The 24,643-nt window shown below is 72.0% G+C and carries 19 protein-coding genes; 9 read left to right on the forward strand and 10 right to left on the reverse strand.

Translation table 11 applies throughout. The annotated features are described in order from the left end of the window. Window positions 1-49: 49 nt before the first annotated feature. Entirely contained in the window at window positions 50-1,429 is a 1,380-nt protein-coding gene (locus QQY66_RS46285; RefSeq protein WP_301986489.1) for a S1 family peptidase, read from the reverse strand. Between the two features lie 96 nt (window positions 1,430-1,525). Continuing rightward, complete coding sequence (locus QQY66_RS46290) at window positions 1,526-2,557, reverse strand: hypothetical protein (RefSeq protein ID WP_301986490.1); 1,032 nt, start codon at window positions 2,555-2,557, stop codon at window positions 1,526-1,528. A gap of 25 nt (window positions 2,558-2,582) precedes the next feature. Here QQY66_RS46290 and QQY66_RS46295 point away from each other — a divergent pair, with 25 nt between their 5' ends. Then, window positions 2,583-3,761, forward strand: a complete 1,179-nt coding sequence (locus tag QQY66_RS46295; protein WP_301986491.1) for a MalY/PatB family protein — start codon at window positions 2,583-2,585, stop codon at window positions 3,759-3,761. Window positions 3,762-3,786: 25 nt separating this feature from the next. Beyond that, window positions 3,787-4,173: a PPOX class F420-dependent oxidoreductase gene (locus QQY66_RS46300; RefSeq protein WP_301986493.1), complete on the forward strand. Its 387-nt coding sequence runs from the start codon at window positions 3,787-3,789 to the stop codon at window positions 4,171-4,173. Window positions 4,174-4,182: 9 nt separating this feature from the next. On the opposite strand, the gene QQY66_RS46305 is transcribed toward QQY66_RS46300, so the two are convergent. Continuing rightward, complete coding sequence (locus QQY66_RS46305) at window positions 4,183-6,951, reverse strand: hypothetical protein (protein ID WP_301986494.1); 2,769 nt, start codon at window positions 6,949-6,951, stop codon at window positions 4,183-4,185. A gap of 173 nt (window positions 6,952-7,124) precedes the next feature. Between QQY66_RS46305 and QQY66_RS46310 the strand changes: the two genes are divergently transcribed. Then, window positions 7,125-8,477, forward strand: a complete 1,353-nt coding sequence (locus QQY66_RS46310; RefSeq protein ID WP_301986495.1) for a Gfo/Idh/MocA family protein — start codon at window positions 7,125-7,127, stop codon at window positions 8,475-8,477. 211 nt (window positions 8,478-8,688) lie between these two features. On the opposite strand, the gene QQY66_RS46315 is transcribed toward QQY66_RS46310, so the two are convergent. Both QQY66_RS46315 and QQY66_RS46320 read right to left on the reverse strand, forming a co-directional pair. After that, a complete protein-coding gene (locus tag QQY66_RS46315; protein WP_301986497.1) occupies window positions 8,689-9,102 on the reverse strand; it encodes a Zn-ribbon domain-containing OB-fold protein in 414 nt (137 codons plus the stop codon). 159 nt (window positions 9,103-9,261) lie between these two features. After that, a complete protein-coding gene (locus tag QQY66_RS46320; protein WP_301987722.1) occupies window positions 9,262-9,939 on the reverse strand; it encodes a TetR family transcriptional regulator in 678 nt (225 codons plus the stop codon). Window positions 9,940-10,138: 199 nt separating this feature from the next. Here QQY66_RS46320 and QQY66_RS46325 point away from each other — a divergent pair, with 199 nt between their 5' ends. From QQY66_RS46325 to QQY66_RS46340, 4 genes are all read left to right on the forward strand, one after another. Next, a complete protein-coding gene (locus QQY66_RS46325; RefSeq protein ID WP_301986499.1) occupies window positions 10,139-11,545 on the forward strand; it encodes a hypothetical protein in 1,407 nt (468 codons plus the stop codon). A 108-nt stretch (window positions 11,546-11,653) separates the two neighbouring features. Further along, complete coding sequence (locus QQY66_RS46330; RefSeq protein WP_301986501.1) at window positions 11,654-12,937, forward strand: sigma 54-interacting transcriptional regulator; 1,284 nt, start codon at window positions 11,654-11,656, stop codon at window positions 12,935-12,937. Between the two features lie 125 nt (window positions 12,938-13,062). Further along, complete coding sequence (locus QQY66_RS46335; protein WP_367667100.1) at window positions 13,063-14,268, forward strand: VWA-like domain-containing protein; 1,206 nt, start codon at window positions 13,063-13,065, stop codon at window positions 14,266-14,268. Window positions 14,269-14,369: 101 nt separating this feature from the next. Next, a complete protein-coding gene (locus QQY66_RS46340; RefSeq protein ID WP_301986504.1) occupies window positions 14,370-15,038 on the forward strand; it encodes a peptidoglycan-binding protein in 669 nt (222 codons plus the stop codon). Window positions 15,039-15,060: 22 nt separating this feature from the next. On the opposite strand, the gene QQY66_RS46345 is transcribed toward QQY66_RS46340, so the two are convergent. The 5 genes from QQY66_RS46345 to QQY66_RS46365 form a co-directional block, all read right to left on the reverse strand. Then, window positions 15,061-15,438 carry a hypothetical protein gene (locus QQY66_RS46345; RefSeq protein ID WP_210570190.1) on the reverse strand — a complete coding sequence of 126 codons (378 nt, stop codon included), beginning with the start codon at window positions 15,436-15,438 and terminating at the stop codon, window positions 15,061-15,063. 276 nt (window positions 15,439-15,714) lie between these two features. Beyond that, entirely contained in the window at window positions 15,715-16,638 is a 924-nt protein-coding gene (locus QQY66_RS46350; protein WP_301986507.1) for a MurR/RpiR family transcriptional regulator, read from the reverse strand. 58 nt (window positions 16,639-16,696) lie between these two features. Further along, window positions 16,697-18,409 (reverse strand): phospholipid carrier-dependent glycosyltransferase, encoded by a 1,713-nt coding sequence (locus QQY66_RS46355; protein WP_301986509.1) that lies wholly within the window; start codon window positions 18,407-18,409, stop codon window positions 16,697-16,699. Window positions 18,410-18,502: 93 nt separating this feature from the next. Then, on the reverse strand, window positions 18,503-20,443 hold the full coding sequence (locus tag QQY66_RS46360) for a phosphatase PAP2 family protein (protein ID WP_301986510.1): 1,941 nt from the start codon (window positions 20,441-20,443) through the stop codon (window positions 18,503-18,505). A gap of 167 nt (window positions 20,444-20,610) precedes the next feature. Continuing rightward, complete coding sequence (locus tag QQY66_RS46365) at window positions 20,611-21,519, reverse strand: N-acetylglucosamine kinase (RefSeq protein WP_301986511.1); 909 nt, start codon at window positions 21,517-21,519, stop codon at window positions 20,611-20,613. 320 nt (window positions 21,520-21,839) lie between these two features. Between QQY66_RS46365 and QQY66_RS46370 the strand changes: the two genes are divergently transcribed. Both QQY66_RS46370 and QQY66_RS46375 read left to right on the forward strand, forming a co-directional pair. Next, window positions 21,840-22,970: an ROK family transcriptional regulator gene (locus QQY66_RS46370; RefSeq protein ID WP_301986512.1), complete on the forward strand. Its 1,131-nt coding sequence runs from the start codon at window positions 21,840-21,842 to the stop codon at window positions 22,968-22,970. Window positions 22,971-23,247: 277 nt separating this feature from the next. Next, on the forward strand, window positions 23,248-24,570 hold the full coding sequence (locus QQY66_RS46375; protein ID WP_301986514.1) for an extracellular solute-binding protein: 1,323 nt from the start codon (window positions 23,248-23,250) through the stop codon (window positions 24,568-24,570). Window positions 24,571-24,643: the final 73 nt, after the last annotated feature.

The raw sequence follows: 24,643 nt of genomic DNA on the forward strand, positions 1-24,643 counted from the left end.
GCCGCGCATCATGGGCGGCCCGGAATCCCCTCATCAGTACACGTTGTGATCAGCCCCACGTCGCCGAGTAATAGCGCTGGTAGGCCTTGCGGTCCTGTTCCGCGCGGATGTACCGCGTGGCCACCAGCGCGATCAGGCTGCCGCCCATGACCAGCAGACCCGGGCCGATGTTCCGGGGATTCGCGAGCCGCGACAGCAGCGTCGACGCGTCCACGATGCCCGTCACCGGAGCCGACGACCCCGGCGACGCATCGCCGGGAGCGATCGCGCCCTGCGTGGCACCGGCGGACGGCTCCGCCGACGGCGAAGCGCTCTGCCCGCCGCCTGCCGGAGCGGCCACCAGCAGCTTCAGGCCGAGCTCGCCCAGCGCCTTCGTCACCGGCTGGAAGAACGTCGTACCGCCCGACGTGCAGTCGCCGCTGCCGCCCGAGGTCACGCCCAGGGCGACCCCCTCGGAGAACATCGGCCCGCCGCTGTCACCGGCTTCCGCGCACACATTCGTCTCGATCAGACCGGTGACCGTTCCCTCCGGGTAGTTGACCGTCGCGTTGACCGCGGTCACCTCACCGTCGCGGAGCCCGGTCGTGCTGCCGCTGCGGAACACCCGCTGCCCGACGGACGCCTCGCCAAGGCCGGTGATCCGTACGCCCCGCCCCTCGCCGATGGAGACGACGTCGGCGCCGTCGCCCGCGCGGCCGTTCGCGTACTGCACCAGCGAGTAGTCGTCGCCGGGGAAGCTCTGCGTGGTCGTCCTGCCCACCTGCTCATTGCCCCGGCTGTCGGAGAACCAGACGGAACCGGTGGGCCCGCAGTGCCCGGCGGTGAGGATGAAGTCGCGCTGTCCGTCGGTCACATTGAAGCCCGCGGAGCAGCGGCCCGCGGTGGACAGGATCGGCTGCGCCCCGTTGATGCGGGTCGTGAAGGTGCCCTCGGTGCGCTCCATGCGCACCGAGCCGCCGATGGCGTCGGCGATCTCGTTCAGCTCGTTCCAGTCGGCGGTGGAGACGGTGCTGTCGGCGCGCACCACGACCTCGTTGGACCGGTAGTCCACGGCCCACGCCGTGCCGGCCACCTTGGGCGTCGAACCCAGCGTCGACGTGGCCGACTTGAGGTCGCGCATGCTGTAGCGCACCATCTTGGCCTCGGCCCCCGCCCGCTTCACCTCGGCGGCGGCCTCCTCGTCGGTGACCGCGACGACCGACCGGCCCTCGGCGTCGACCCAGCTGCCCGCCGTACGGGACGTACCGAGCCGGGACATCAGTCCAGCGCCCGTGTCCCCCGCGGACTGCGCCAACGTACGTGGCAGGTCGGCGCCGTCGGACGGCTCACTCGCCACCGCCCGCGTCACCATCGTGCCTCCCAGGAGGAGTCCGCCGACCGCCGCCAGACGTGCCACTCGCCGGACGACCCGTCGTCGTGCGTGCCTCATGCATGGCTCCCGAACCAGAACAGCGCGGTGTCAACACCACGGGGCACTCCGTCAGTTGAGCGCCCTCCCTAGGTACGTGGCTCGGCCCCGGGGCGTTCAGAGGATCGGTGATCCTCTCAGTGCGCGCGGCTCGTCCACGCTGTCGTCCACCGGTCCGAGCCGGGCCCAGCTGCGCTCGTCGCCCCAGATGGACGCCGCGTCCACGTACGGGCGTACCAGCGCCGTGAGGACGGGGTCGCCGTGTCCGTTCAGCTCGTCGGAGGCGATCTTGCGGGCGATCCCGGCGAGGAAGTCGGCCAGCTGCACCCGGGGATCCAGCCCCGCCTGGACGAGCCGCAGTCCGCCGAGCCCGAACCCGGCCTGTCCTGCCGACTCCTCGATCCAGGCGATGCGGTCCGGCGTGAGCATGTTCTGCCGGTCGTGGACCAGTCGCACCGTCCGGCCGCCCGCGCTCCAGTACGCGGCGGTGTGGACGATCGCGGGCAGCAACGGATTGAGAAGGGGAATCAGGGTCGGACCGTGCAGAATTCCCGCCCGATAGGCATCCGCCCGGGAGCGGGTCGCCGCGAGCCGCTCCAGGGTTCCCGCCAGTTCCGTACCGGAATGTGCTCGCAGCAGTCCGTGGACCGTTCGGAAGAACGTCTCGACCGGCAGCTGTGGCTCTCCGTCGTTCCTGACCCGCAGCAATTGGTTCGCCGCCTCGAGGAATTCCCGCCAGCCGTCCTCCCCGAAAGTCCGAGGCCCCTGCCGGAACAGCGGGACGGCCGCTGAGCTGTCGCCGAGCAGCAGGTCGACGGCCCGGTCCACGACGAAGAACGCCTTCTCGGTGAGATGCACATGCGCGTGCCCATGGATCGGGCCCGAGGGCGCGAGCAGCCATTCCAGCACCGCGCGGTGTTTCTCCCGCAGGAGATGGTTCGCCTTGTACTCCTCCGCGGGCGACCGGATCCGGTCTCTTGTCTCCTGCACGAACGCGGCCGCGGAATCCATGGGCAGCAGTACACTGCCGTGCGCGAAGACATCGGTGTTCCCGCCGGTGAGATTCTCCCCGTCCGACCCCGACTCGTCGCAGGCCACCTCGGGAATCCCCTCGGCCGCCACCGTCCGCCCCCCGTGATTCCACGTCACGCCACAGCCCCCTATCTTGTGCTCCATGACCAGGATCCCGCACGGAACGTCCGGTGAACCGAATCCGCTGCATGCCCTCACTCTCGACCGTCTCCGACGCCGTACGAGCATGAAATGGCGTACCTACTCCGACGACGTGCTGCCGCTGTGGGTGGCCGAGATGGACGTGCCGCTCGCCGAACCCGTCGTCCGCGCGATCACCGACGCGCTCACGCTGGGAGACACCGGCTATCCCGCGGGCACCGCCTACGCCGAGGCGCTCGCCGACTTCGCCGACAAGCGGTGGGGCTGGGACGGGCTCGCCGTGGAGCGCACCGCGATCGTGCCCGATGTGATGCTGGGCGTCGTCGAGATGATCAAACTGGTCACCGGCCCCGGGGATCCGGTGGTGGTGAATCCACCCGTGTATCCGCCGTTCTTCCAGTTCGTGGAGCACATGGACCGGCAGGTGCTTCAGGCCCCGCTGGGTGCGGACCTGCGGATCGACCTCGGCACGCTGGAGGAGGTCTTCCGGCAGGCGGTCACGGACGGTCGACGCGCCGCCTACCTGCTGTGCAGCCCGCACAACCCGACGGGCACGGTGCACACCGCCGACGAGTTGGTCGCGATCGCCCGGCTGGCCGACCGGTACGGCGTGCGCGTCGTCGCCGACGAGATCCACGCGCCGCTCGTCGCCGGCGGCGTCGACTTCGTGCCGTATCTCAGCGTGCCGGGCGGCGAGGACGGCCTGTCGCTGATGTCGGCGTCGAAGGCGTGGAACCTGGCCGGGCTCAAGGCCGCGCTCGCGATCGCCGGCCCCGCTGCCGCCGCAGACCTCGCCCGGCTTCCCGAGGAGGTCAGTCACGGCCCGAGCCACCTCGGCGTCATCGCCCACACCGCGGCCCTGCGCGACGGCACCGCCTGGCTGGACGCGCTGCTCGCCGGCCTCGACGACAACCGGCGCCTGCTCGCCGACCTGCTGACCGAGCACCTCCCCGCGATCCGCTACCGCCCGGGCGAGGCCACCTACCTCGCCTGGCTCGACTGCCGCCCGCTCGGTCTCGGGGACGACCCGGCGCAGGTCTTCCTGGAGCGCGGGCGCGTGGCGCTGAACTCGGGCATCCCCTTCGGCACGGGCGGGGCGGGACACGTACGCCTGAATCTGGCGACGTCGCCGGAGGTGCTGGAGGAGGCGATACGACGGATGGCGGCGGCCTCGGGATGAGGTGACCGGCCTAGACTCGCCGGTCATGGACGACACGGCGTTGGAGCGGCTCGGTGCGGGCAAGTACCTGCTGATCACCAGCTATCGCAGGAACGGCACCCCGGTCGCCACCCCGGTGTGGGTGGTGCGCGACGGGGACACGCTCGGCGTCTGGACCGTCGCCGACTCCTGGAAGGTCAAGCGGATCCGGGCGCGCGGCGATGTCCTCGTCGGCCCCTGCGATCTGCGCGGGAACCCGACCGGCGACCAGATTCCGGCCACCGCCGAGATCTGCGACGAGGCCACCACCGCCCGATACCGCGCGCTCCTCGCCCGCAAGTACGGCATCGCCGGGCGCCTCACCCTGCTCGGCAGCAGGGTGAGGCGCGGCCTGAAGGGGACCGTCGGCATCCGGGTGACGCCGACGCCTTGAGGTGGCCGACTAGGACGCGTCCAGCACCGTCCCGCTGATCACCGCCCCGTCGCCCTGCGGCTCACCGAAGTCGTCGGCCTGCCGGAACCGCACCGACTCCTCGGGCTCGGTCGCCGTGTCCTTGATCGTGGGCAGGGACACGTCGACGGAGGTCTGCCCCGCCGGGATGTCCACCCACAGGTAGAGCCCCAACCGGGAGAGCGGGCGCTCCGGGTCCGGCGACTCACCCGTGTACTCCTGGAGCCACTGCGGGTCGACGTCCTTCGTGGACAGCTCGGCGCCTGCGGTCACCGGCTCCACGCGGAACAGGGGCCAGATCTCCGTGTCGGCGGGCTCGGACAGGGTCACCCGCCACTTCAGCGGCCGGCCCTCGGACACCCGGTCGGCGACCGGCGTGACACCGATCGTCGGCGCGGGGTCGTCGTTGGCCGCGGTCACGCCGCCCAGGTACGAGCCGATCACCGAGTTCCGGACCGCCTTCACCAGCACGTCGTGCGTCACGTCGTACGAGAAGCGGGTGTTCCCCTCGACCTTCACCGGCACGTCGATGTCGTTGCCGCCGGGCCGTACCGTGACGAGCCGTTCCTCGCTGTTCCCGGTGTCCGGGTCCACGACGTACACCCGGACCTGGCCGCTGCCCTGGCCGGACACCCGCACGGGCACCCGGTAGGTCCGCACGCCCGAGTCGCCCTCGTCGACGGTGAGGCGGCCGACGTCGACGCGCGGCAGCGCGGCCTCGCGGACCGCGGGTGTGCCGGGGCGCCAGCCCCAGGCGTCCATCAGCCAGGCCTTCCCGGACCCGGAACGCGGCGTCAGCTGCAGGGAGTTGATGTGCCGCAGATCGAGACCGGCGCGGCCGGCTGCCGCCAGGGACACGCGGACCTCGCGGGCCCAGTACGAGGCGGTCCGGTCACTGCCGGGCAGCCCGTCCACGCGGACCCGGCCCAGAGCGGCCCGTCGCCCGGAGGTGTCGCTCACGGCCACGTCCAGCTGTGTGCCGGTGGTGTTCGGCGGCACGATCACGCGCAGCGTCAGCCCCTTGGCCCCGCCGAGAGACAGCGGCTTGTCGGTCCGCACCCGGGCCGCGGACCCCGGCTCGGACCAGCGCAGCGCCACCGCCCGGCGCCCGGACTCCGGTCCCGCCCCCCAGGACGCGAAGTGCGGGGAGGCGCCCGCGGTTTCACGGCCCAGGCAGGTCACGGCCGGATCGGGGTCGGTGACGGAGCACAGCTTCCCGCCCGTGACGGAGACCTTGCCGTCCGGCAGGAATCCGGCACGGCGGTTCGCGCCGACCGCGTGGGTGAGGACGCGCGCGGGGTCCGCCGAAGGCGCCCGCTTGCCCGAGCCGTCCAGCAGCGGCCGTACCCGGTCGTCGCCGGCGACGAACAGCCTGGCCGCCGCCGCGATGTACGTGGCGCCCGCCTTGTGCTGCTGGTCGGCCGTCAGCCGGGTCCGGGTGCCCGGCGAGCACACCGGGTCCGGCTGCTCCTCGTCGTCGTAGAAGTCGTCGTCCGCGGGCGCCTGGGCCTGGCCCGGCGTCCACTCGCTGTTGAAGAAGTTGTGGTTGGCGCCGACCACGTAGACGGCGCTGTGCAGCGCGCTGCCCCGGCTGACGCCGCGGGTGCCGTCGACGTACAACTCGCCCTGGAGATCGGAGACATCGCCGTCACAGCCCGGCAGGATCGTCAGGGACGGCACATCGGGGACCGGGTTCTGGCCGAAGATCGTCGGGCCGATGAGCACGGTGCCGCGGATGTGCCAGCGCACCCGGCCGTGGTAGCCGTCCTGCTGGGCGGGCGGCGGGTAGAGGCTGTCCATCGCGGCCCGGTTGACGCCCTCGCCGCCGCGTGAGTGCCCGACCAGCAGGACCCGCGAGAGGTCCGTCTTCGGCGCCTTGCGCACGATCGCCGGGGCCGCGTCCGGGTGCTGGGCCCAGTCGGCCCAGCGGGCGAGGTGCTGCCGCACCAGCGACGAACGGGCCTGCGCGCCGCCGTCCTCGGCCGCGAAGTCCTGGCCGTTGACGCCGTTGGCCGAGATCGACACCGTCACATAGCCCTGCGAGGCCAGCAGCTTCTGGTCGTGCAGATAGCCGCGGTAGCTCGGGATCGACTTCATGCCGGACGGGCAGGGCCAGTCGCCGGTCGCGTCCTCACTGCCCGGCTTGTAGCAGGTGCCATGACGGCCGTGCAGGAAGAGCGCGAGCGGACGCTTGCCGGTGGCTCCGTCCGGTGCCACCACCACGGCCTGCATCTCCACGGGCTCCGGGAAGTCGGGCAGCTTCACGGAGTCGAGCTTGTACTCGCCGGTGACCGTCCGGTACGAGCCCGGCTTGCCCGGGTCGACGGAGTTGGCCGGCAGGGGGGCCGGCGGGTTCGCCACCGCCGGGGAACGCCGGTCCTGCCGCCCCTCCTCTGCCACACCGGTCGCGTCCAACCGCCGCCCGCCGGACAGGACTTGAAGGTCCTTCGCGGACTTCAGCGGTACGGCGTCGAGGTCCAGCCGGAACGTACGGCCGTCCCTGCCGGGCACCGGTCTGCCCAGCAGCCGGTCGCCGTCGTAGAACTCGACCCGTGAGTCCCCCACGGGCACCGGCTCGGCCGACCGCCACACCAACTGCCGGTCCTTGCCCTCACCGGTGACCTGCCAGCCCGGTGGAAGGTCCGCCGACACCGAGAGCCGGGGTGCTCCGGTCGGCTGCGCCTGCGCCAATCCTGGTGATGCCCCCACCACTGCGAGCACCGCCGCAGCGGTCACCCATATTCGCCGGGCACGAAACAACGTTGTCCTCCTCCGCCCTGGGCTCGGGCACTCCGGCTGTTCCGGACGGCCCTCACGCCACGAAGGACGGCGTGTGGGGTCTGTGGGTTGCCTGTGACGAGGGACAAGTGGAGGGTGGGAAGCAGGAGTTGGCTCAGGACTGGCCGGGACGGTGGGCGGGAAAGGGCTTGATCATGAACCGATCAACTCCCTTGCGCGCGGCCGTCGTCGGTACCGGCCACCGCGCCCAGACCTTCACCCGCGCCCTCGCCGAACGCCCCGGCCACCGGGTCGTCGCCCTGTGCGACCCCAACCCCACCCGGATGGCCTTCCACAACCGGCTGCTGACCGGCGCAGGCGAGCCGCCCGCCACTCAGTGGGAACCCGAGCGGTTCACCGATCTCCTCGCCAAGGAGGACATCGACGAGGTCGTCGTCACCACCGTCGACGCCGAGCACGACCGCTACATCGTCCCCGCACTGAAGGCGGGCTGCCGGGTCGTCACCGAGAAGCCGATGACCGTCGACGCACAGCGCTGCGCCCGCATCCTGGACACCGTCCGGGAGACGGGCAACTCCCTCACCGTTGCCTTCAACTACCGCTTCAACCCCGTGCACGAGAAGGTGCGCACCCTGCTCGCCGACGGTGCGATCGGCGAGATCCTGTCCGTCCACTTCGAGTGGCTGCTCGACGTACGCCACGGCGCCGACTACTTCCGCCGCTGGCACCGGGAGAAGCGGCACAGCGGCGGACTCATGGTGCACAAGTCCTCACACCACTTCGACCTGGTCAACTGGTGGCTCACCGACGAGCCCGCCGAGGTCTTCGGCTACGGCCGGCTCGGCTTCTACGGCCATGAGGCGGGCGCCCGTCACGGACTGCGCCGGGAGTACGAGCGCGCCCACGGCGCCGCGGCGGCGGCCGACGACCCCTTCGCCCTGGACCTCGCGGCCAACGACACCCTGCGCGCGCTCTATCTCGACGCGGAACAGGACGACGGCTACCTCCGCGACCGCAACGTCTTCGGCGGGCCGATCACCATCGAGGACGACATGGCCGTCCTCGTCCGCTACCTGCGGGGCGCCACGATGACGTACCACCTGACGGCCTACTCCCCGTGGGAGGGCTACCGGGTCATGTTCAACGGCAGCGCCGGCCGCCTGGAACTCGAGGTCGAGGAGAGCAACTGGCAGCCGCCGGTGACCCGGATCGCCTCCCACACCGGCGCCCTGCACGGGGACACGGCCGCCGAGCACGCGGGCGGGGTACGGCTCACCCTGCGTCCGCTGTGGCAGCCGCCGAAGGAGATCGACGTGGAGAGCGCGCACGAGGCCCACGGCGGGGGAGACCCGCGCATGCTGGCCGCGCTCTTCGGTCCGGTCCGCCCCGGGGATCCGGTGACCGGCGGCGTGGCTGCGGCACGGCCGGCCACGGAACGGGACGGAGCGCTGGCTCTGGCGGTCGGGCTCGCCGCCAACTCATGCTTCGAGACGGGGCGGCCGGTGACCGTGCGGGACCTGATACCCGGTCTGTACGGCGAGTCCTGAGCGGGTCCGGCGAAGTCCGGTGCGGGTTCGGCAGCGCCCCGAAGGGGCGCGGGGGCTGTATCAATGTGCGGCTCCGCCGCGATAGGGGTCCCCCCGCTCGAGCGAAGTCGAGAGTGGGGAGAAGCCGAGAGTGGGGGAGCGACCAGCCACGACGGACCCGCGGCCGACACACCGGACTTCCGGCGGAGCTCTCAGCGGCTGTGGCCGAGCGTCAGCTCCAGGCCCGGTACGGCTCGTCGACCAGCTGGAACACCGGCTCGCCACGGACGGGGTCCTTGGCCGTCGACAGCCGGACCCGGTCGCCGCTGTGGATGCCGATCGGCGGGCCGATGACCCGGCCGCGCACCACGAAGCCCTCGGCCATCTCGACCAGGGACACATTGCGCGCGGCGGGGGTGTTGCGGTGCACCACCGACGAGTGGCGGACCGTACCGACGCCCTCGCTGCGCTCTGACCGCAGGTCGCTGCCCTGGCACACCGGACAGAGCAGACGGTGGAACATGGCGGTGCCGCACCAGGTGCAGCGCTGGAAGAGGAGGGTATCCGCGTCCCGGGCCGCGGGGTCGAGTACGCCCGCCGCGGAGCCGGCTGTCGGACGAGCAACGCTTCCTGAGTGGTGGTACACGCTGGTCAACTCCCTGCACTCGGCCGGAATCCCACGTGCGCGGGTCGCCCGTGCACGCACGTGCCCGGTTCACCGTGCCACCGTGCACAGCCTCAGCGTATGGCACTCAGTGCCACACGTAAAGGTACTGAGTGCCCCTGGATGTGGAAGGGGTGTGGATCAGTCGCGTCCGAGCGTGGACTCGATCTCCTGGACGACCCGCCACAGGGGCGCGCCCCGGCGGGAGACGACGACCACGACGTCCTCCGGCTGCTCGCCCGCGAGCGGGACGGAAGGAGCGGGGGAGGTGCCGAAGGCGGACTGCACGTACCCGAGGGCGTGGTCCACGGCCGAGTCCGCGTCGTCCTGTCCGTCCGAACGCAGCCAGGAGCGCAGGGCGTTGTTGTGCGCCGCGACCACGGCCGCCGCGATCACGTCGGCCTGCAGCGTCCCGTCCCGCCGGCCGGCGAACCGTCCGCGCAGATACTCGGCGAGGGCGCGCTCGTAGCGCCACACCACGGACAGCTCGTACGCCCTCAGCCCCGGGACCTTCTTGGTGAGGCGGTAGCGCTGCACCGAGAAGGTCGGGTTCTCGGCATACATGCGCAGCACCAGCCGGGCCGCGTCACAGACCCGCCGCACCGGCTCGTCGTCCTCGCCACTGGCGGCGAGGAAGGCCGTCATGTCCGCCAGGCACCGTTCGTGGTCGGGGAAGACCACGTCCTCCTTCGAGGGGAAGTAACGGAAGAACGAGCGCCGCCCCACCCCGGCCAGCGCCACGATGTCGTCGACGGTGGTCTGCTCGTAGCCCCGCTCCAGGAACAGCTGGAAGGCCGCTGCGACCAGGGCGTCCCGCATGGGCGGTTTCACGGTGGAGCTCATGGTCGGGAACGTAGCACTCGACCCCGAGGCGTGGCACTCAGTGCGCTGCGGAGGGGGAACTGAGTGCGCTCCGAAAAAATGGCTGACAGATCGACATCGCGGCAGTTACGGTGGCGGCGATGAAGACCTTCTCCTCGTACGGATTGGGGGAATCATTCGCGCAAGGTGAGTGCTGATGGCACATCACTTCGCGAATGAGATTCCGTCCCACCTGCTGATGTGGCAGCGCGTGCGCGAGTACGCCGTGCCACCGTCCATGATCGAGACCGCGACCGCACGGCGTGCCGTCGGTGACTGGGCGGGGGCCTGCGCCGCCGCCCGTGTCGACGTCGATCTCGATCTGCACGCCGTGCGCGCCCGCCACGGCATCGATCTCGTCACCCACATTCGTGCGGATCTGCGCCGGCTGGCACCGGATCTGCTCCGCTGGCACATGCCCCGGGTCGCCCCCGACGGACGGCTCCGACCCGGCCTCACCATCTGTCTGGCCCGTTACCGGAGTTCGGGCGCCACGCCGGTGCAGCTGGTGGTGCGTACACCGCCGGCCTGGGCGGACGCCGGACAGCGTATGTCGCTGGCCCTGTGGGAAGGGTCCGGGACCGGCGCCCCCGGGCACCATCCGCATCCGCATCCCGACCGGCGTTTCCGGCTCGACCTGCACCGGCATCTCTGGGATGCCGGACTGAGCGGCGAACTGGCGCGTCGGTGCGATGCGGGCGACGGCCCGTGGGCGGTGGCCGGCTGGGCTGCCGAGGCGGAGTCGCTGTTGCGGGCCGAAGGGCTCCCACGCGGGGCCTTCACCGTGCGGCTCGGTGCGCGCAGACGTGCCGTGCTCGAACTCGTCGCCCCCGACGAAAGCCATGCCCCGACGCTCCGGCCGCTGCGTGAGCCGGTGACGCCGCAGGAGGTCGCGGCGCTTCCGGTACTGCCGGAGGTCGCGGCCCGGGTCCTTCCGGATCTGGAACTGCTGCGGGCCGGGCTGGTCACGGCCGAGCGGCTGCATCCGCTCGTCGCCTCGGCACTGGAGGCGTCCGGCTCGGTGACGGTGACGTTGACGGTGCCAGGCCGGGCACCGGGACCCGACCCCCGCGATCCGCACCGGGTGCGGTGCCGGGGCGAGGTCCACCGGATCGCGCTGCGGGAGGGGGTGCTGACGGCGATCGATCACGACCCGGCTCAACTACGCCGGGAAGAGCTGCTGGTGGCCCTCGGCGGACCGGCTCTGCCCTGCCTGCGGGCGATCGACGCGGTGCACCGCAACCCGGAGGCACTGCCCGCGGTCCGGGAGCGGCTCGGCCACGGCGACGTCGCCGGGGCACTGGCCGTGGTCGAGGGGCTGCTCGGTCCCGGTGCGGTCCTGCGCGACGGACCGCTCCGGGAGGCACTGGAGTCGGCCGCGGCCCGCCGCATCGACCACGGGCTCTTCCGCTCGGGGCTGGCCGGTACGGGCGCCGCCGGAGACGGGACCGCCACGGGCGTGCGGCACGCGGGCCACCGTCCCCGGCTCGACCGCCGTACGCCGCCCGCGACGCGCCGCAAGCGGAGCAGCCGAGCCCGGCCCCGCACCGGCCTGACCTGCTGACCGGCTGCCCTCACCGAAGTCCCTTTCCCGCACCGCGCATTGCGCGCCGCACGCCCACGACATCCCGGACGGGCCGTCCCGTCCCCTGACCCACCCCAGGTGATGCCCATGACCTTCAGCACCGTCCTGCCCGCACCCGTTCCGGCCGCCGGCACGTCCGCATCCGCCCGCGCCGGCGCCGGTGCCTCCGCAACCGGCACCCACCTCGCCCTGGCCGACGACCTCCTGAGCCTCCTGCGGACGACCACCACCGAACCGCGCCCCGACGAGCAGCTCGAAGCGCTCACCCTGGCCGTCGCGGCCGACCTGCCCGTGCTGCTCTGGGGCGAGCCGGGCATCGGCAAGACCGCGGCCCTCACCCAGCTCGCCGCCTCTCGCGACCTGCCGCTGACGACCGTGATCGCCAGTGTCCACGAGCCGTCCGACTTCTCCGGGCTGCCCATCGTGGGCGACGACCCGGCGGTGCGGGGGGTGCCGATGGCGCCGCCGCAGTGGGCCGTGGAACTCGTGCGGGCCGGACGGGGGCTGCTGTTCCTGGACGAACTCTCCACCGCCACCCCGGCCGTCCAGGCGGCACTGCTCCGGGTCGTCCTGGAGCGGAGGGTCGGTGCGCTGCAACTGCCACCGGGGGTGCGGATCGTGGCCGCCGCCAATCCGCGTGCGTCGGCGGCGGACGGGTGGGAGCTGAGCCCGCCGCTGGCCAATCGGTTCGTTCATCTGAACTGGGTGCACGACCGGGAGGTGGTGGTGCGCGGGCTGGGCGGGGTCTGGCCCCGGGCCGAGCTGCCCCGGCTGGTGCCGGAGCGGCTACCGGAGGCGGTGGGGTTCGCCCGGCGCGCGGTCTGCGGCTTCCTGGAAGCCAGGCCGACGCTGATCCATCGGCTGCCGAGCACCGAGACGCGGCGCGGCGGCGCCTGGCCTTCGCCCCGGAGCTGGGAGGCCGCGTTGACCCTGCTGGCCTTCGGCACGGCTGCCTCCGTCTCCCGGGAGGTGCTGGCGCTGCTGGTGCGGGGTGCGGTGGGGGACGGGCCGGGGCTCGAACTCCTCGCTCATCTGGACCGGATGGATCTGCCGGACCCGGAGTCGCTGCTGGCCGATCCGGCCTCCGCCGAGCTGCCGGTGCGGGGAGATCTGCGTCAGGCGGCGCTGGAGGCGGTGGTGGCCGCGGTCGGGGCGCGGCCGGAGCGGGAGCGGTGGGAGGCGGGCTGGGCGGTGCTGGTCCGCGCCCTGGAGACCGGCACCCCGGACCTGCTGGTCGCCCCGGCCAAGGCACTGGCCGCGCTGCGCCGCGACGACTGGGAGGTTCCGCAGGCAGTGGAACGGCTGACCGCGGTCGTCGGCGTCGCCGATCGGGCGGACCGGTCGGTGGCGCGGGTCGAGGCGGGCCGATGAAGGAAGCCAGGCGGCGCCCCCTTCCGCGGCCCATGCCCCCTCCTCCGCCACCGCACCCGGTGCGGGCCACGCTGCCGCGGCCGTTGGCCGGAGCGGGTGAGCCGGACCGTGGACTCCCGCTGGACATGGAGAAGTTGCTGGCCGCCCGCCTGCACGCGGTCAAGGTCCGCCCCTACCTCGCCGCCGCCCTCTTCGCGCTGCACGTGGTGGAGGACCGGTCGGTGCCGACGATGGCGGTCGACGCGCACTGGCGCTGCTATGTCTCCCCCGGCTTCGTGGCACGTACTCCGGTCGAGGAGCTGGCGGGCGTCTGGGTGCATGAGGTCTCCCACCTCCTCCGGGACCACCACGCGCGGGGCGAGCGCTACGCGCGGGAGCACGGGGAGCAAGGGCCGGGCGAGAGGCTACGGCGGAACATCGCCGCCGACTTCGAGATCAACGACGACATATACGGCGACGGCCTGCCCCGGCCCGCCGGTGCCGTACTGCCGTCGCTGCTGCGGCTGCCCGACGGGCTGCTGATGGAGGAGTACCTGCGGACGGCGTCGATGACCGGGTTCGCCGCGGACCTGGCATGGCTGGACTGCGGCAGTGGTGCCGACGGGCAGCACCGGCCGTGGGAGCTGGGGCCGGACGGGGCACACGGGCTGAGCAGGCAGCAGCGGGACGCGGTCCGCTTCCGGGTCGCAGAGGGGATCAAGGGCCGACCGGGCGAAGCGCCGGACGGGTGGCGGCGATGGGCGGACGAGGCGTTCCATCCGCCGCAGCCGTGGCGGCAGTTGCTGGGGGCGGCGGTCCGTTCGGCGGCGGGTGCGCCGGGGGTGGGCGAGAACCACAGCTACCGTCGTCCGTCCCGGCGGTCGGCCGGTGTCCCCGGGGTGCTGCTGCCCAGCCTGCGCCGCACGCCGCCCCGGGTCTGCGTCGTGATCGACACCTCCGGGTCGGTGAGCGACGCCGAGCTGGGCAGCGCGCTGCTGGAGGTGGCGGCGATCTCGCGGGCGGTGGGCGGGCGGCGCGACCTGGTCTCGGTGATCTCCTGCGACGCGGCGGCCGGGGTCGCCGTCCCGCTCTGCCGCGCCGAGAACATCGCCCTGGTCGGCGGCGGGGGAACGGATCTGCGCTCCGGGTTCGCCCGGGCGCTCCGCTCACGACACCGTCCGGACGTCATCGTCGCCCTGACGGACGGTCAGACGCCATGGCCCTCCGTGCAGCCCCCCTGCCGCACGATCGTCGGTCTCTTCCCCCGCCCCGCCCACGCCGTGAACGAGAGGAATCCCGACTACATCCCGGAAGCCCCGCCGCCCTGGGCGCATGTCGTCACCATCGGCTGAGAAGGCGCTGCGGGGCCCGCTGAACTCCCGGTGCGGCTGCCACGTATCACTCCACGGGAAACCGCCCGGACCCCAGCGCACGGGACGGAAGGAGAAGAGCGGTGCCGACACCGTCCGAACCCCGGCAGCCGCACGACGACCGGCCACCTCTGGAACCGGTACGCGTCGTGCGCCCCCGCCGCACCGACGCCCTCGCCGAACTGCTCAAGGACCTGCCGCCGAGAACCGGCGGCTACGAGACCCTGCCCGTGCCGGCGCCGCAGCCCGGATCCGAGGACTCGACCCAGGAACTCCCACCTGTCCGCGCCGACGAGGCGCACAGCGCCACGGGCCCCGGCCGTCGCGGAGTGGGGCGACGCCGCGCCGCCGTGGCGGTCGCCGTGGCCGCTGCCGCCGTCGTCGGTTTCGGCTGCGCCTTCCTGCTCCCCGACCGGAACGACCGCAGCGACGCCGACACGGCCGCCCCCACACCCGACGCCCCTCCTACGTCCGCCGCCCCGCCCACCCCGGGCGGCGGTGCGGCAGTCGACCCCGACGGCGCAGGCACCCTCCGCGAAGGAGCGTCAGGACCCGAGGTGACCGACCTCCAGGAGCGGCTGCTGCGCATCCCGAACGTCTACCAGGACGGTTCCACCAGCGGTCAGTACGACGCCGGCCTCACGGAGGCGGTCGCCCGCTTCCAGCTCTGGTACGGCATCCGAGGCGACGAGACCGGCGTCTACGGCGACGACACCCGCCGGGACCTGGAATCCCGTACCGGCACCGGCTGAGCCTGCCCCTGCCGTCCGGCGGTCAGCGCGCGGAGGTGTCCACCAGGGCATGGGTGACCGCCCGCACGCTGCGCGCGATGTGCTGCAGTTGGAGGACCTCCGCCGCGTACAGCTTGATCGTGTGCTCGATGACCGACTCCGGCAGACCGAGTGCGGGCAGATCGGCGCGCGCGGTCTGCAGGGCGGTGCGGGCGACGCGTATCTCGTGCTGGACCTGGATCTGCGCATGCCGGGCGAGCAACACGGGGTGGCGGATCAGGGCCGGGTAGCTGGCGTAGCGGGCCGGCACCAGTTCGCGCAGCCACTTGGCCGCCGAGCGCTCCCAGTCGTAGCTGCCGGGGGTCTTGACCTGGCAGGGCCAGTCCGGGCTGATGCGCGTGGTCGTCAAGGGCATGATCATCGCTTCCGGGTGTGCGGCGTCGTGAGGGGTGGTCCGACGGTTTTGGCGGCCCCGGCCCAGGGGATGGCCGGGGCCGCCGCGGGCGCTCGCGCAGGCGATGCCCGTTCGAACACCCTGGGCGCCGACGCGGGTAGGAGACGGCGGCTTCGGGCGCTCGGGTGTGAAGTATTTATATATGCCGTCCGCTTTGCAAGACGCATGAAAACATTCATGCGTAGTTTGGGCTGATTCGTGCCCTTGTGACCTCTGTGAGGCGTGCCGTGGGCGGGTCCGCGCTCAGTCCCTGAGGAAGAACTGGTGCTGGTCGGAGATCTGCTCGTACTTCTCGAGCCGGGCCTGGGTGCGCTCGGGATCGGCGTCGGTCATGGCCTGCAGCAGCGCCGCCGCGATCACACCGGGCGCGGCGTAGGAGTCGAAGACCAGCCGGGAGCCGGTGCCGGTGGCGAAGGTGACGTCGGCCTCGTCGGCCACCGGTCCGAGCGCCAGGTCCGTGATCAGCGCGACCTTCAATCCGGCGGTGCGCGCGACCTGTACGGCGTTGAGGGTCTCCTGCGCGTGCCGGGGCATGGAGAACGCCAGCACCCACGTGCCGCCCGCCTCACGGGACTGGAGCAGTGCGTCGTAGGCGACGCTGCCGCCCCGCGTCACCAGCCGTACGTCCGGGTGGACCCGGCGGGCCGCATACGCGAAGTACTCGGCCAGGGACACCGAGATGCGCAGGCCCAGGACGGTCAGCGGCGTCGACTCCGACAGCTTGCGACCGGTGTCGATCACCTGGTCGGGGTCGGCGAAGTCCCGGCGCAGGTTCTCCAGGTTCTCGATCTCGGCGTCAACGGCCGCCTGCAGTTCGTTGCCCTGGTTCTCCTCGGCCGCCGGGGGGCCGCCGGCGAGCGTGCCGAGCGCGATCGACTGGAGCTTCTCCCGTAGCGCGGGGTAACCGCTGAAGCCGACCGCCGCGGCGAAACGTGTCACCGAAGGCTGGCTCACGCCCACCCGCTCGGCGAGATCGGTGATCGAAAGGAACGCTGCTTCGGTGATGTGCTCGATCAGGTACTGGGCGATACGCCGCTGTCCCGGCGACAGTCGCGGCCGGTCGAAAAGCGTCCTGAGCTGGGAACTCGGAGCGGCCTCCGCCTCCGGAGCCGACTTGCCCGAGGTGATCGCGGATGCCTGTGCACGTGCCTGCTGCGGCGATGGCACCTGTGCGCCTCCTTTGTCTCCCACAGTCGTTCAACATAGCTCAGACGCCCCAAAACGATCACCGTCGGTAGATCGTGATCGAATGACCGACTTCGTCGATCGGACGACTGCTGTCGATCAACTCGGTCAGCCGCCCTTTCGCCTTGGCGACCTTGGAGTCCGACACGACCAGCAGCCCGCGCACCTCACGGGCGGGCACCGAGCGCGGATCGGTCGCGTCGATGCCGTAGTACGACGGCACCCCGCTGCCCTTGTACACCAGCCAGATCCGCTCACCCGGATAGCGCTCCCGCAGCCGGTCCGCGAGCCGGCCCAGATCCTGGCCCCAGTCCACATTGGAGTCGTGCAGCCGCAGATGCGTCTTCGCGGGCCCGCCGAACGCCTCGTTGGAATACGGCAGATAGTAGGGAAACGTCCGCAGCGAGCTGACCGCCACGAACAGCACCAGCGCGCCCGTCGCCACGAACCGCCACCGCCACCGCAGTGCCAGGACACCGGCCGCCGTCACCGCGAGGAACATCGGCACGAAGACGGCGTACCGCGTGCCGAAGTCCCGCGCCCCCTCCATGGCCACGGCCGACAGGACGACGGGGGCGAGCAGCAGATACGGCGCCGCGGGCCGCAGCCGCCGTACCGTCAGCAGTGCGACGGCGCCGGCCGCCCACAGCACGAGCATGCCGAGCGGCGTCTTCACCAGCAGCGCCGCCGGGAGGTAGTACCACAGCGACCCCGTGTACACCCGCCCGAACAGGAAGCTCTCCCAGGGCCGGGTCTCCAGCCCGAACTGGATGCGCATACCGTCCCGGTACGCCTCCGGCAGCGGCAGCAGATCGACCAGCAGCCCCCGCAGTCCTCCCACCGCCGGCACATGCTGCTGCGGCGTCCAGCGCAGCCGCGGGTCGACGGCCAGATAGGTGGCCCATACGACGGCGATCGCGGCCAGCGCCAGCACGCCCGCACCCGCAGTGGCGCGTAGCAGTGCCCTGCGACGGTCGTTCCACGCGCCCGCCCGGTGCCCGTTCGCTTCGGCTGTCCACACCGACACCCCGGCGAGCACCACCAGTACCGGAACCGCCGCCAGCGCGCTCATCCTCGTCGCCAGGGCCGCACCCAACGCCACCCCGGCGAGCGGCAGATACAGCCGTGGCCGCACCCGTGCCCGCCACAGCAGCCACACCGAGGTCAGCAGGAAACCGGCCGCCGGTACGTCGAGTGTGGCCAGGGAGCCATGGGCGATGACATCGGGGGAGAGGGCGTACAGCGCGAGCGCGGTCAAACCGCCCGCCGCGCCCACGAGTTCACGGGCGAAGGCGAATACGACCAGCCCGAACAGCAGCGTCAGCGCGATCACCGGAAGGCGGGCCCAGAACATCAGCTGCCACGGGTCGTTGCCGGACTTGTACAGCAGATGCCGCCCCATCACGCCCTGATCGCTCGGCAGGGGCCGGTCGACGTGCGGATCGGCGAGCGCCACACCGACGCCGACGACCAGCTTCCCCAGCGGCGGATGCTCGGGGTTGTAACGCAGGCTGTGGTCGTGCAGATAGACGGCGGCCGTGCCGACGTACACGGGCTCGTCGATGGTCGGCGTCTGCTGCACCGCGGTGGTCACCATCGCCACGGCCATCTGGGCGAGCAGCACGACCACGAGCAGCGGCACCAGCAGGCGCCTGCGCGACGGACGTGGCGAGGCCACCGCCGTCACGGACGGCTGAGGGTGTCCCTCCGTCCCGGGATCGAGGACCAGTTCCCGCTGTTCGCGCGCCATCATCCGCCCCGCGGTGACACCGGCCGCGCGGTGACGGGAGTGATCCAGAGCCGCCTCATGGGGCTACTCTGCATCAGCTCCCGCCACGTCAGGGCGCTACCGCTTCAAGAGTCGTACCGACAGACCATCCGCCGTGTAGACGGGTACGGCCCGCAGCGTGTCGGAGTTCAGCTCCACGCGGTCGAACTGGCCGCGCAGCGCCCGAGCGCCGACCACACGCACCGTGCTCCCCGCGGCCGGCGGCTTGTCGGCGTCGAGCCGCAGCGACAGCGAGCTGCCCTTGCCGAGCACCGCGCGCCGCGTGACCTCCAGGGCGGGGCCGCGACCCGAACGCAGCGTCACCTGGAGCGCGGCCGACTCCTGCGCGTACGTTCCGTGGACCTTCACCGTCGACTTGGTGGCCACCCGCAGGGTGCCGCCGGTGACCCGCACTTCGCCGTGGCCCAGGGCGTGCGCCGAGGCGGCGACGAGGACACCGTCCGCCAGCACGGTCCCGCCGGTGTACCGGTTGTGGCCGGTCAGGGTCAGCGTCCCGGTGCCGCGCTTGGTCAGGCCTCCGTCGCCGTCGATGTCGTTGCGCCAGCTGTCGGCCGCGCCGAAGCCGCCGGCCGAGGCGTCCAGCGTGACGGTCACGTCCGAGTCGAAGGCACCGTAACCGTCCGCCGCCGCGAACAGGTTGAGCCGGCCCCACTGCTCCCAGCCGTCCAGCAGGACGTAGCCCGAGGGCAGCGCGGTCGTCCGCAGCACCTCGCGCCGCTGCTTCGCGTCGAGGTACGGCAGCCGCGTCTCCAGCAACACCTCAGCGCCCTTCGGGACGGTGAGCGGCCGGTTGCCGCCGCACCGCTTCAGCACGTACGTCAACTTCGGCTTGACCGTGCAGGCGTTCGCGGCACGGTCCGCATACGGGTCGGTGTCCGTGCCCGCCGAGTGCGCGTAGGTGTACAGCGTGTCGGCCGTCGTGCCGGTCTGCTCCTGGAAGTACGCCAGGGCCTGAGCCCGTGCCGCCTTCTTCAAGGGCGCGTTCGCCGGGTCGGCGAGGGCGGCGGCGGCCAGGGCGGTGGCCATGACGCGGCCGCCGATGACGTCGACGGTGGAGTGCATGCCCGACACGATGCGGGTGTGGCTGAGCTCCAAGGCGCGGGTCACCATCTCCTGGAAGCGCTCGGGCACCGCGTACGCGAAGGCCAGGGCGGCCAGGTGAATGGCGTTGGTGTGGCCGCTGGGGAAGCCGCCGTCCTCGGCCGGGGTCTCGCCGCGCTGCCGCAGCAGCTGCGGCGCGACGATCACGTCCGACTCGTAGACGGGGAAGCCGAACGCGTCCTTCTTCCCGGTGTCGACGACCTCACTGTCCTCGTTCATGCGCCACGGACGCGGGTACTGGAAGGCGAACTTGGCCGGGTTGCTGGAGGCGAAGGGGCCGCGCACCGTGTCGACCAGCTTCGCCACCTGGCCGAGTTCCGAGTCGTACGACCCGGCGCCGAGCGCGGATCCGGCCGGAGCGTCGGCGGGCAGGGTGTCGCTGATCTTCGCAGCCGGGGTGCCGTCCGGCGCGCTGGTGATCGACGTGACCGCCTTGGCGCCCGACTTGTACAGCTCCGCGAGCGGACCGAGACCGCCGATCACCGAGTAGCTCTGGTGCTGGCGGTCGTAGAGGAAGGCGTCCTTCGCCTGGGCGTCCGTGCGCGTGGCCGTGACGCGGGCGCAGTAGCGCATGTTGGCGCGCAGCACCTCGGGCATCAGCGGTATGCCCGTGTTCCAGGCGCCGCCGGTCTTCCAGACCTTCGCGAAGCCGCCGAGGGCGCGGACCACCGCGTTGGTCTCGGGTGTCAGGTTCGCCGTGACGTTGGTCTTGTAGTCGTCGACGAACGCGGCGGCGGTCGTGGCGGCCTTCGCGTCCGCGGCGCCGAGCCACGCCGCGAAGGTGGGCGCTGCCAGAACACCGGCCGAGACACCGAGGGAAGTTCGGAGGAATCCCCTTCTGTTCGCGGCGAGTTCACTGACCGGCGCGGTGGACCGGGGCCCGGCGGATGACGGCATGCTGCTGCCTCTCGTGAGTTCTTCGGCCGTTCGGCCGGGGATGTCGTGCGATGACAGCCCGTGGAGCGGGGAGGATGCACGAGTCGTGCGACGCCCCATGAGGCTTACGAGCGAAGATCTACGGGCGAGTTGTGTCGGACGAGGGTGGGCCCGGCGTCCGGCAGGTGTCACAGAAGTGAACGCGCCAGCGCCACGGCCCCCTCGGCCGGCGGCACCCGCAGCGGCTGTGGCCTGGCTGTGGGTACCCTGTCCGTGAGGGCGGAGGTGAAGGCGTCGTACAGGACGGGCTGGGCGAGGACGGTGCTGCCCGCCACCACCACGTCGTCCACCACGACCCCGCGTTCGGCAAGCCGTTCGACGAGCGCGGCCAGCGACCGGCCGCCGTCGGCGATCACCGCACGGGCGAGCGGCGAGCCCGCCTCGGCGGCGGTGAACACGGCCGGGGCGTGCCGGCCCCACTCGGCGGAGATGTCCTTGGCGGCTTCCAGTGCCGCCCCGATCGCCGGGACTTCGGCGACCTCGAAGGAGGCGAGGAGACCGAGTGCGAGGGCGTCGGGCTCCTCCCCGCGGTCATGGGCCGCCCACACGGCGCGTGCGGCCTCGCGGACGAGACCGGCGGCGCCGCCCTCGTCCCCGAGGACCGCGCCCCAGCCGCCGACCTGGACGGGGCGGCCGTCGGCGAAGCGCCCCACCGCGACCGAACCGGTGCCGGCCACCAGGCCGACGCCCTTGTCCAGGCCCGCCGCGGGAACGAGGAGTTCGGCGTCGCCCACGACGAGTGCGGGCGCGTTGAAGTGGAGTTGCAGCGCGGTACGGATCTGGGCGCACTGACGGGATGTCTCGCAGGCGTGACCGCCCACGGCCAGAGCGGACGGGCGCGAGCCCGCCGGCAGGGCCTCGGCGGCCAGCACGGCCAGCCAGCCGGCGGCGGCCACGGGGTCGTGCGGCCGCCAGCCACTGCTGGAGCGGACGTGATCGGCGACCGGGGTGTCGCCCGCGAAGGCGCGCAAATGCGTCTTGGTGCCGCCCACGTCGATACCGACCACGAGAGGGCCAGAAGGTGAAGCGTCCTGCACGGATCCTCTTTCGTCGTTGCACTGTGCTGCGACGGCGGGCGAGACCGTGTCTGGAGGAAAGGCAGTCGAAGAACTAGGGAAGCCCCGGGACGGGCCTCTGACGGACCACGGCAGGCGAGTACCGTGAACTTCGTTAGGAAGTTAACTAACGAAGTACAGTGCGTCAAGAGAAATCGCGCACTCGACCACCGGGCGGGCCCGAGAGGGCCCCGCGGGGCGGGAACGCGTGACGTCATGGCATCCCATCGCCGCATCCCGTGGAGAGGTACGACCCCGGAGCGCGGCGCTCGACCTCGCGTGGGAGAACTGTGGAACACGACGTGGCGGAACCACCCCGCCTGACCGAGAGCGCGAGCGCGGTGTTCGCCGTGCTGGCCCGGGCGGGCACGGCGACCCGGCCGCAGCTCGCGAGCCTGGCGCGCCTGTCCAAGCCGACGGTGTCCTCCGCCGTCGCGGAACTGGAGAGCGCCCGTCTCGCCGCACACTCAGGCACCGCCTCCGGCGCCACCGGACGCTCCGCCGCCGTCTACGGACTCGGACCGGCGGCCGGTGCGGTGCTCGCCGTCGACCTCGGCCCCGCCCTCACCCGGGTGCGCGGCTGCGCCCTGGACGGCACCCTGCTCGCCCAGGCCACCGGCTCCCGGGACGAGGCCGCCGACGTCGTGCGCGAGGCCGTCTTCGCGCTGCCCGACGGCGCCCCGCTGCGCTCCATCGTCGTCGCCGTCGGCGATGTCCCGGCGGGGGAGGGGGGCGCAGGACAGCGGCCCGCGACCGCCAAGGCCGGCCCCCTCTTCGACGCCATGGCCGTCGCCCTGCCCCGGGGCGTGCCGGTCCACCTCGAGAACAACGTCAACTGTGCCGCGCTCGCCGAGCTCCACGAGGGCGCCGCCCGCGGCCGGAACACCTTCGGCTATCTGCGGATCGGCGTCGGTATCGGCCTCGGCATCGTCGTCGGCGGCCAGGTGCTGCGCGGGGCGAACGCCGCCGCCGGTGAGCTCGCCCGGCTGCCCTACCCCTGGGACGAGGGCCGGGAGCCCCGCCAGGACGCCCTGGAGGAGTACATCGGCGCCCGCTCCCTGCTGCGCCGGGCCGCCGAGGCCTGGCCGGACGGCGACGGGTCCTGCCCCCGCACCGCCGAGCAGCTCTTCGCCCTCGCCCAGGAGGGCCGTGCCACGGCCCGTACGGTCGTGGACCGTCATGCCGCCGACATCGGCCGGCTGGCCGCCGCCGTGACCGCCGTACTGGACCCCGGACTGATCGTCCTGGGCGGCAGCACCGGCGCGGATCCGCAGCTGCTGCCGGGTGTGCGGGCCGAGATGGCGCGCCTGAGCTGGCCCACCGAGGTGGTGAGCAGCACGGTCGGTGATCTCGGCACCGTGGTGGGTGCTTCCCGACTCGCGGTCGCCCAAGGAGTCCAAACCGTGACCGACGCCGCGGGGGCCAAGGATTGACGGTTTCCGGCTCGGTCTGCCAATGTCCGGACAAGCGCTTTCTAGGTCGGCCGGGACGTCGGCTTGGAGCGAGCGTCCCGCCCGTACTCGACGTACGGCAACCGCACGAGGGCGTGCCCGTGCGGTGACGGCCACCACGGCCGGGGATCCTCGCCCGCGAGGAAGACGCGGCCGGGCGAGGCCGCGCCCTCCGGAAAGTGACTTTTCCTGCAAAATGCACCCGTGCCGCCTCGGTCGGCGCCGTGCTCCGTCCCCTGCGACGAAAAAGGGATCGAAGATGATCAATGTAGGTGCGCGGCGCTCCCGCCGACTCGGCCGCGGCGGTATGCGCCGCCTGGTTCCCCTCGCTGCAGTGGCCACGGCAGGTGCCCTGCTGCTCTCCGCCTGCGGATCCGGATCCGACTCGGGCGGGACCTCCAAGTCGCTGACGTTCTGGATCTCCACGGTTCCGGGGCAGGACGCGGGCTGGAAGAAGATGGTGGCGCAGTACAAGAAGGAAGCCGGCGTCGACGTCAAGCTCGTCAACATTCCTTACGACGGCTACGACGCGAAGCTGCGCAACGCCGCGCAGGCGAACTCCCTGCCCGACGTGGCGGCCGTGCCGAAGCTGGACCCGATCTGGTCGAACAAGCTGATCGACCTCAGCTCCATCGCCAACAACAAGAGCAACAAGATCAACGCGAACTTCCTCGCCAAGGACTCGTCCGGGAAGGTGCTGTCCATCCCCTCGGACATCACCGCGTCGGGCATGTTCATCAACAAGTCGCTCTTCGAGAAGGCCGGCGTCTCCTACCCGACCTCGCCCTCGAAGACCTGGACCTGGACCGAGTTCATCAAGGCGGCGAACGAGGTCCGGGAGAAGACCAAGGCCAAGTACTCCCTGACGTTCGACCAGTCCCCGTCCAGGCTCCGCGCCATGGTGTACGAGATGGGCGGGAAGTACGTCCACGCGGACTCCTCCGGCAAGTTCTCGGTGGACGCGGCGACCAAGAAGGCCGTGAACACCTTCGTCGGATGGAACGACGACAAGACCATGCCGAAGTCGGTGTGGACCAGCGGCGCCGACCCGTCGGCCATGTTCCAGAGCGGTGACGTCGTCGCCTACTGGTCCGGCGTGTGGCAGGTCGCCTCCTTCGCGGAGAGCATCAACAAGTTCGAGTGGGCGAGCGTCCCGACTCCCGCCCAGCCGGTGCAGGCCAGCGACGTCAACAGCGGTGGCCTGATGGTGGGGTTCAACAACAACGGCGCCGCGGCCACCGCCGCGCAGAAGTTCATGTCCTGGCTGTACGAGCCGGCCCACTACCAGGCGCTGTGCGCGGCGTCCGGGTTCCTGCCGGTCGAGAGCGGTCTGAGCCCGAAGTACCCCTTCAAGTCCGAGGCGGCGCAGGCGGCGTTCAAGCTCTACAACGAGTCGATCCCGCTCTACGCCCCGATCTCCGGCTACTTCAACACCGCGCAGACGAACTGGGTGCTGAAGGGCAAGAGCCTCACCGAGGACCCGACCAAGACGGAGCTCGGCAAGGCGATCAACGGCCAGCAGTCGGCCGACAAGGCGCTGGACAACATCGTGGCCGGCTACAACCAGCAGGTCGGCGGCTGAGCGTAAACCGGCAGGCCCGGGCGGCGGGATCGAGAACACCGCCGCCCGGCCTCGGGCCCCACGCGATGCCGGG

Source organism: Streptomyces sp. DG2A-72, from assembly GCF_030499575.1.
Classification (GTDB): domain Bacteria; phylum Actinomycetota; class Actinomycetes; order Streptomycetales; family Streptomycetaceae; genus Streptomyces.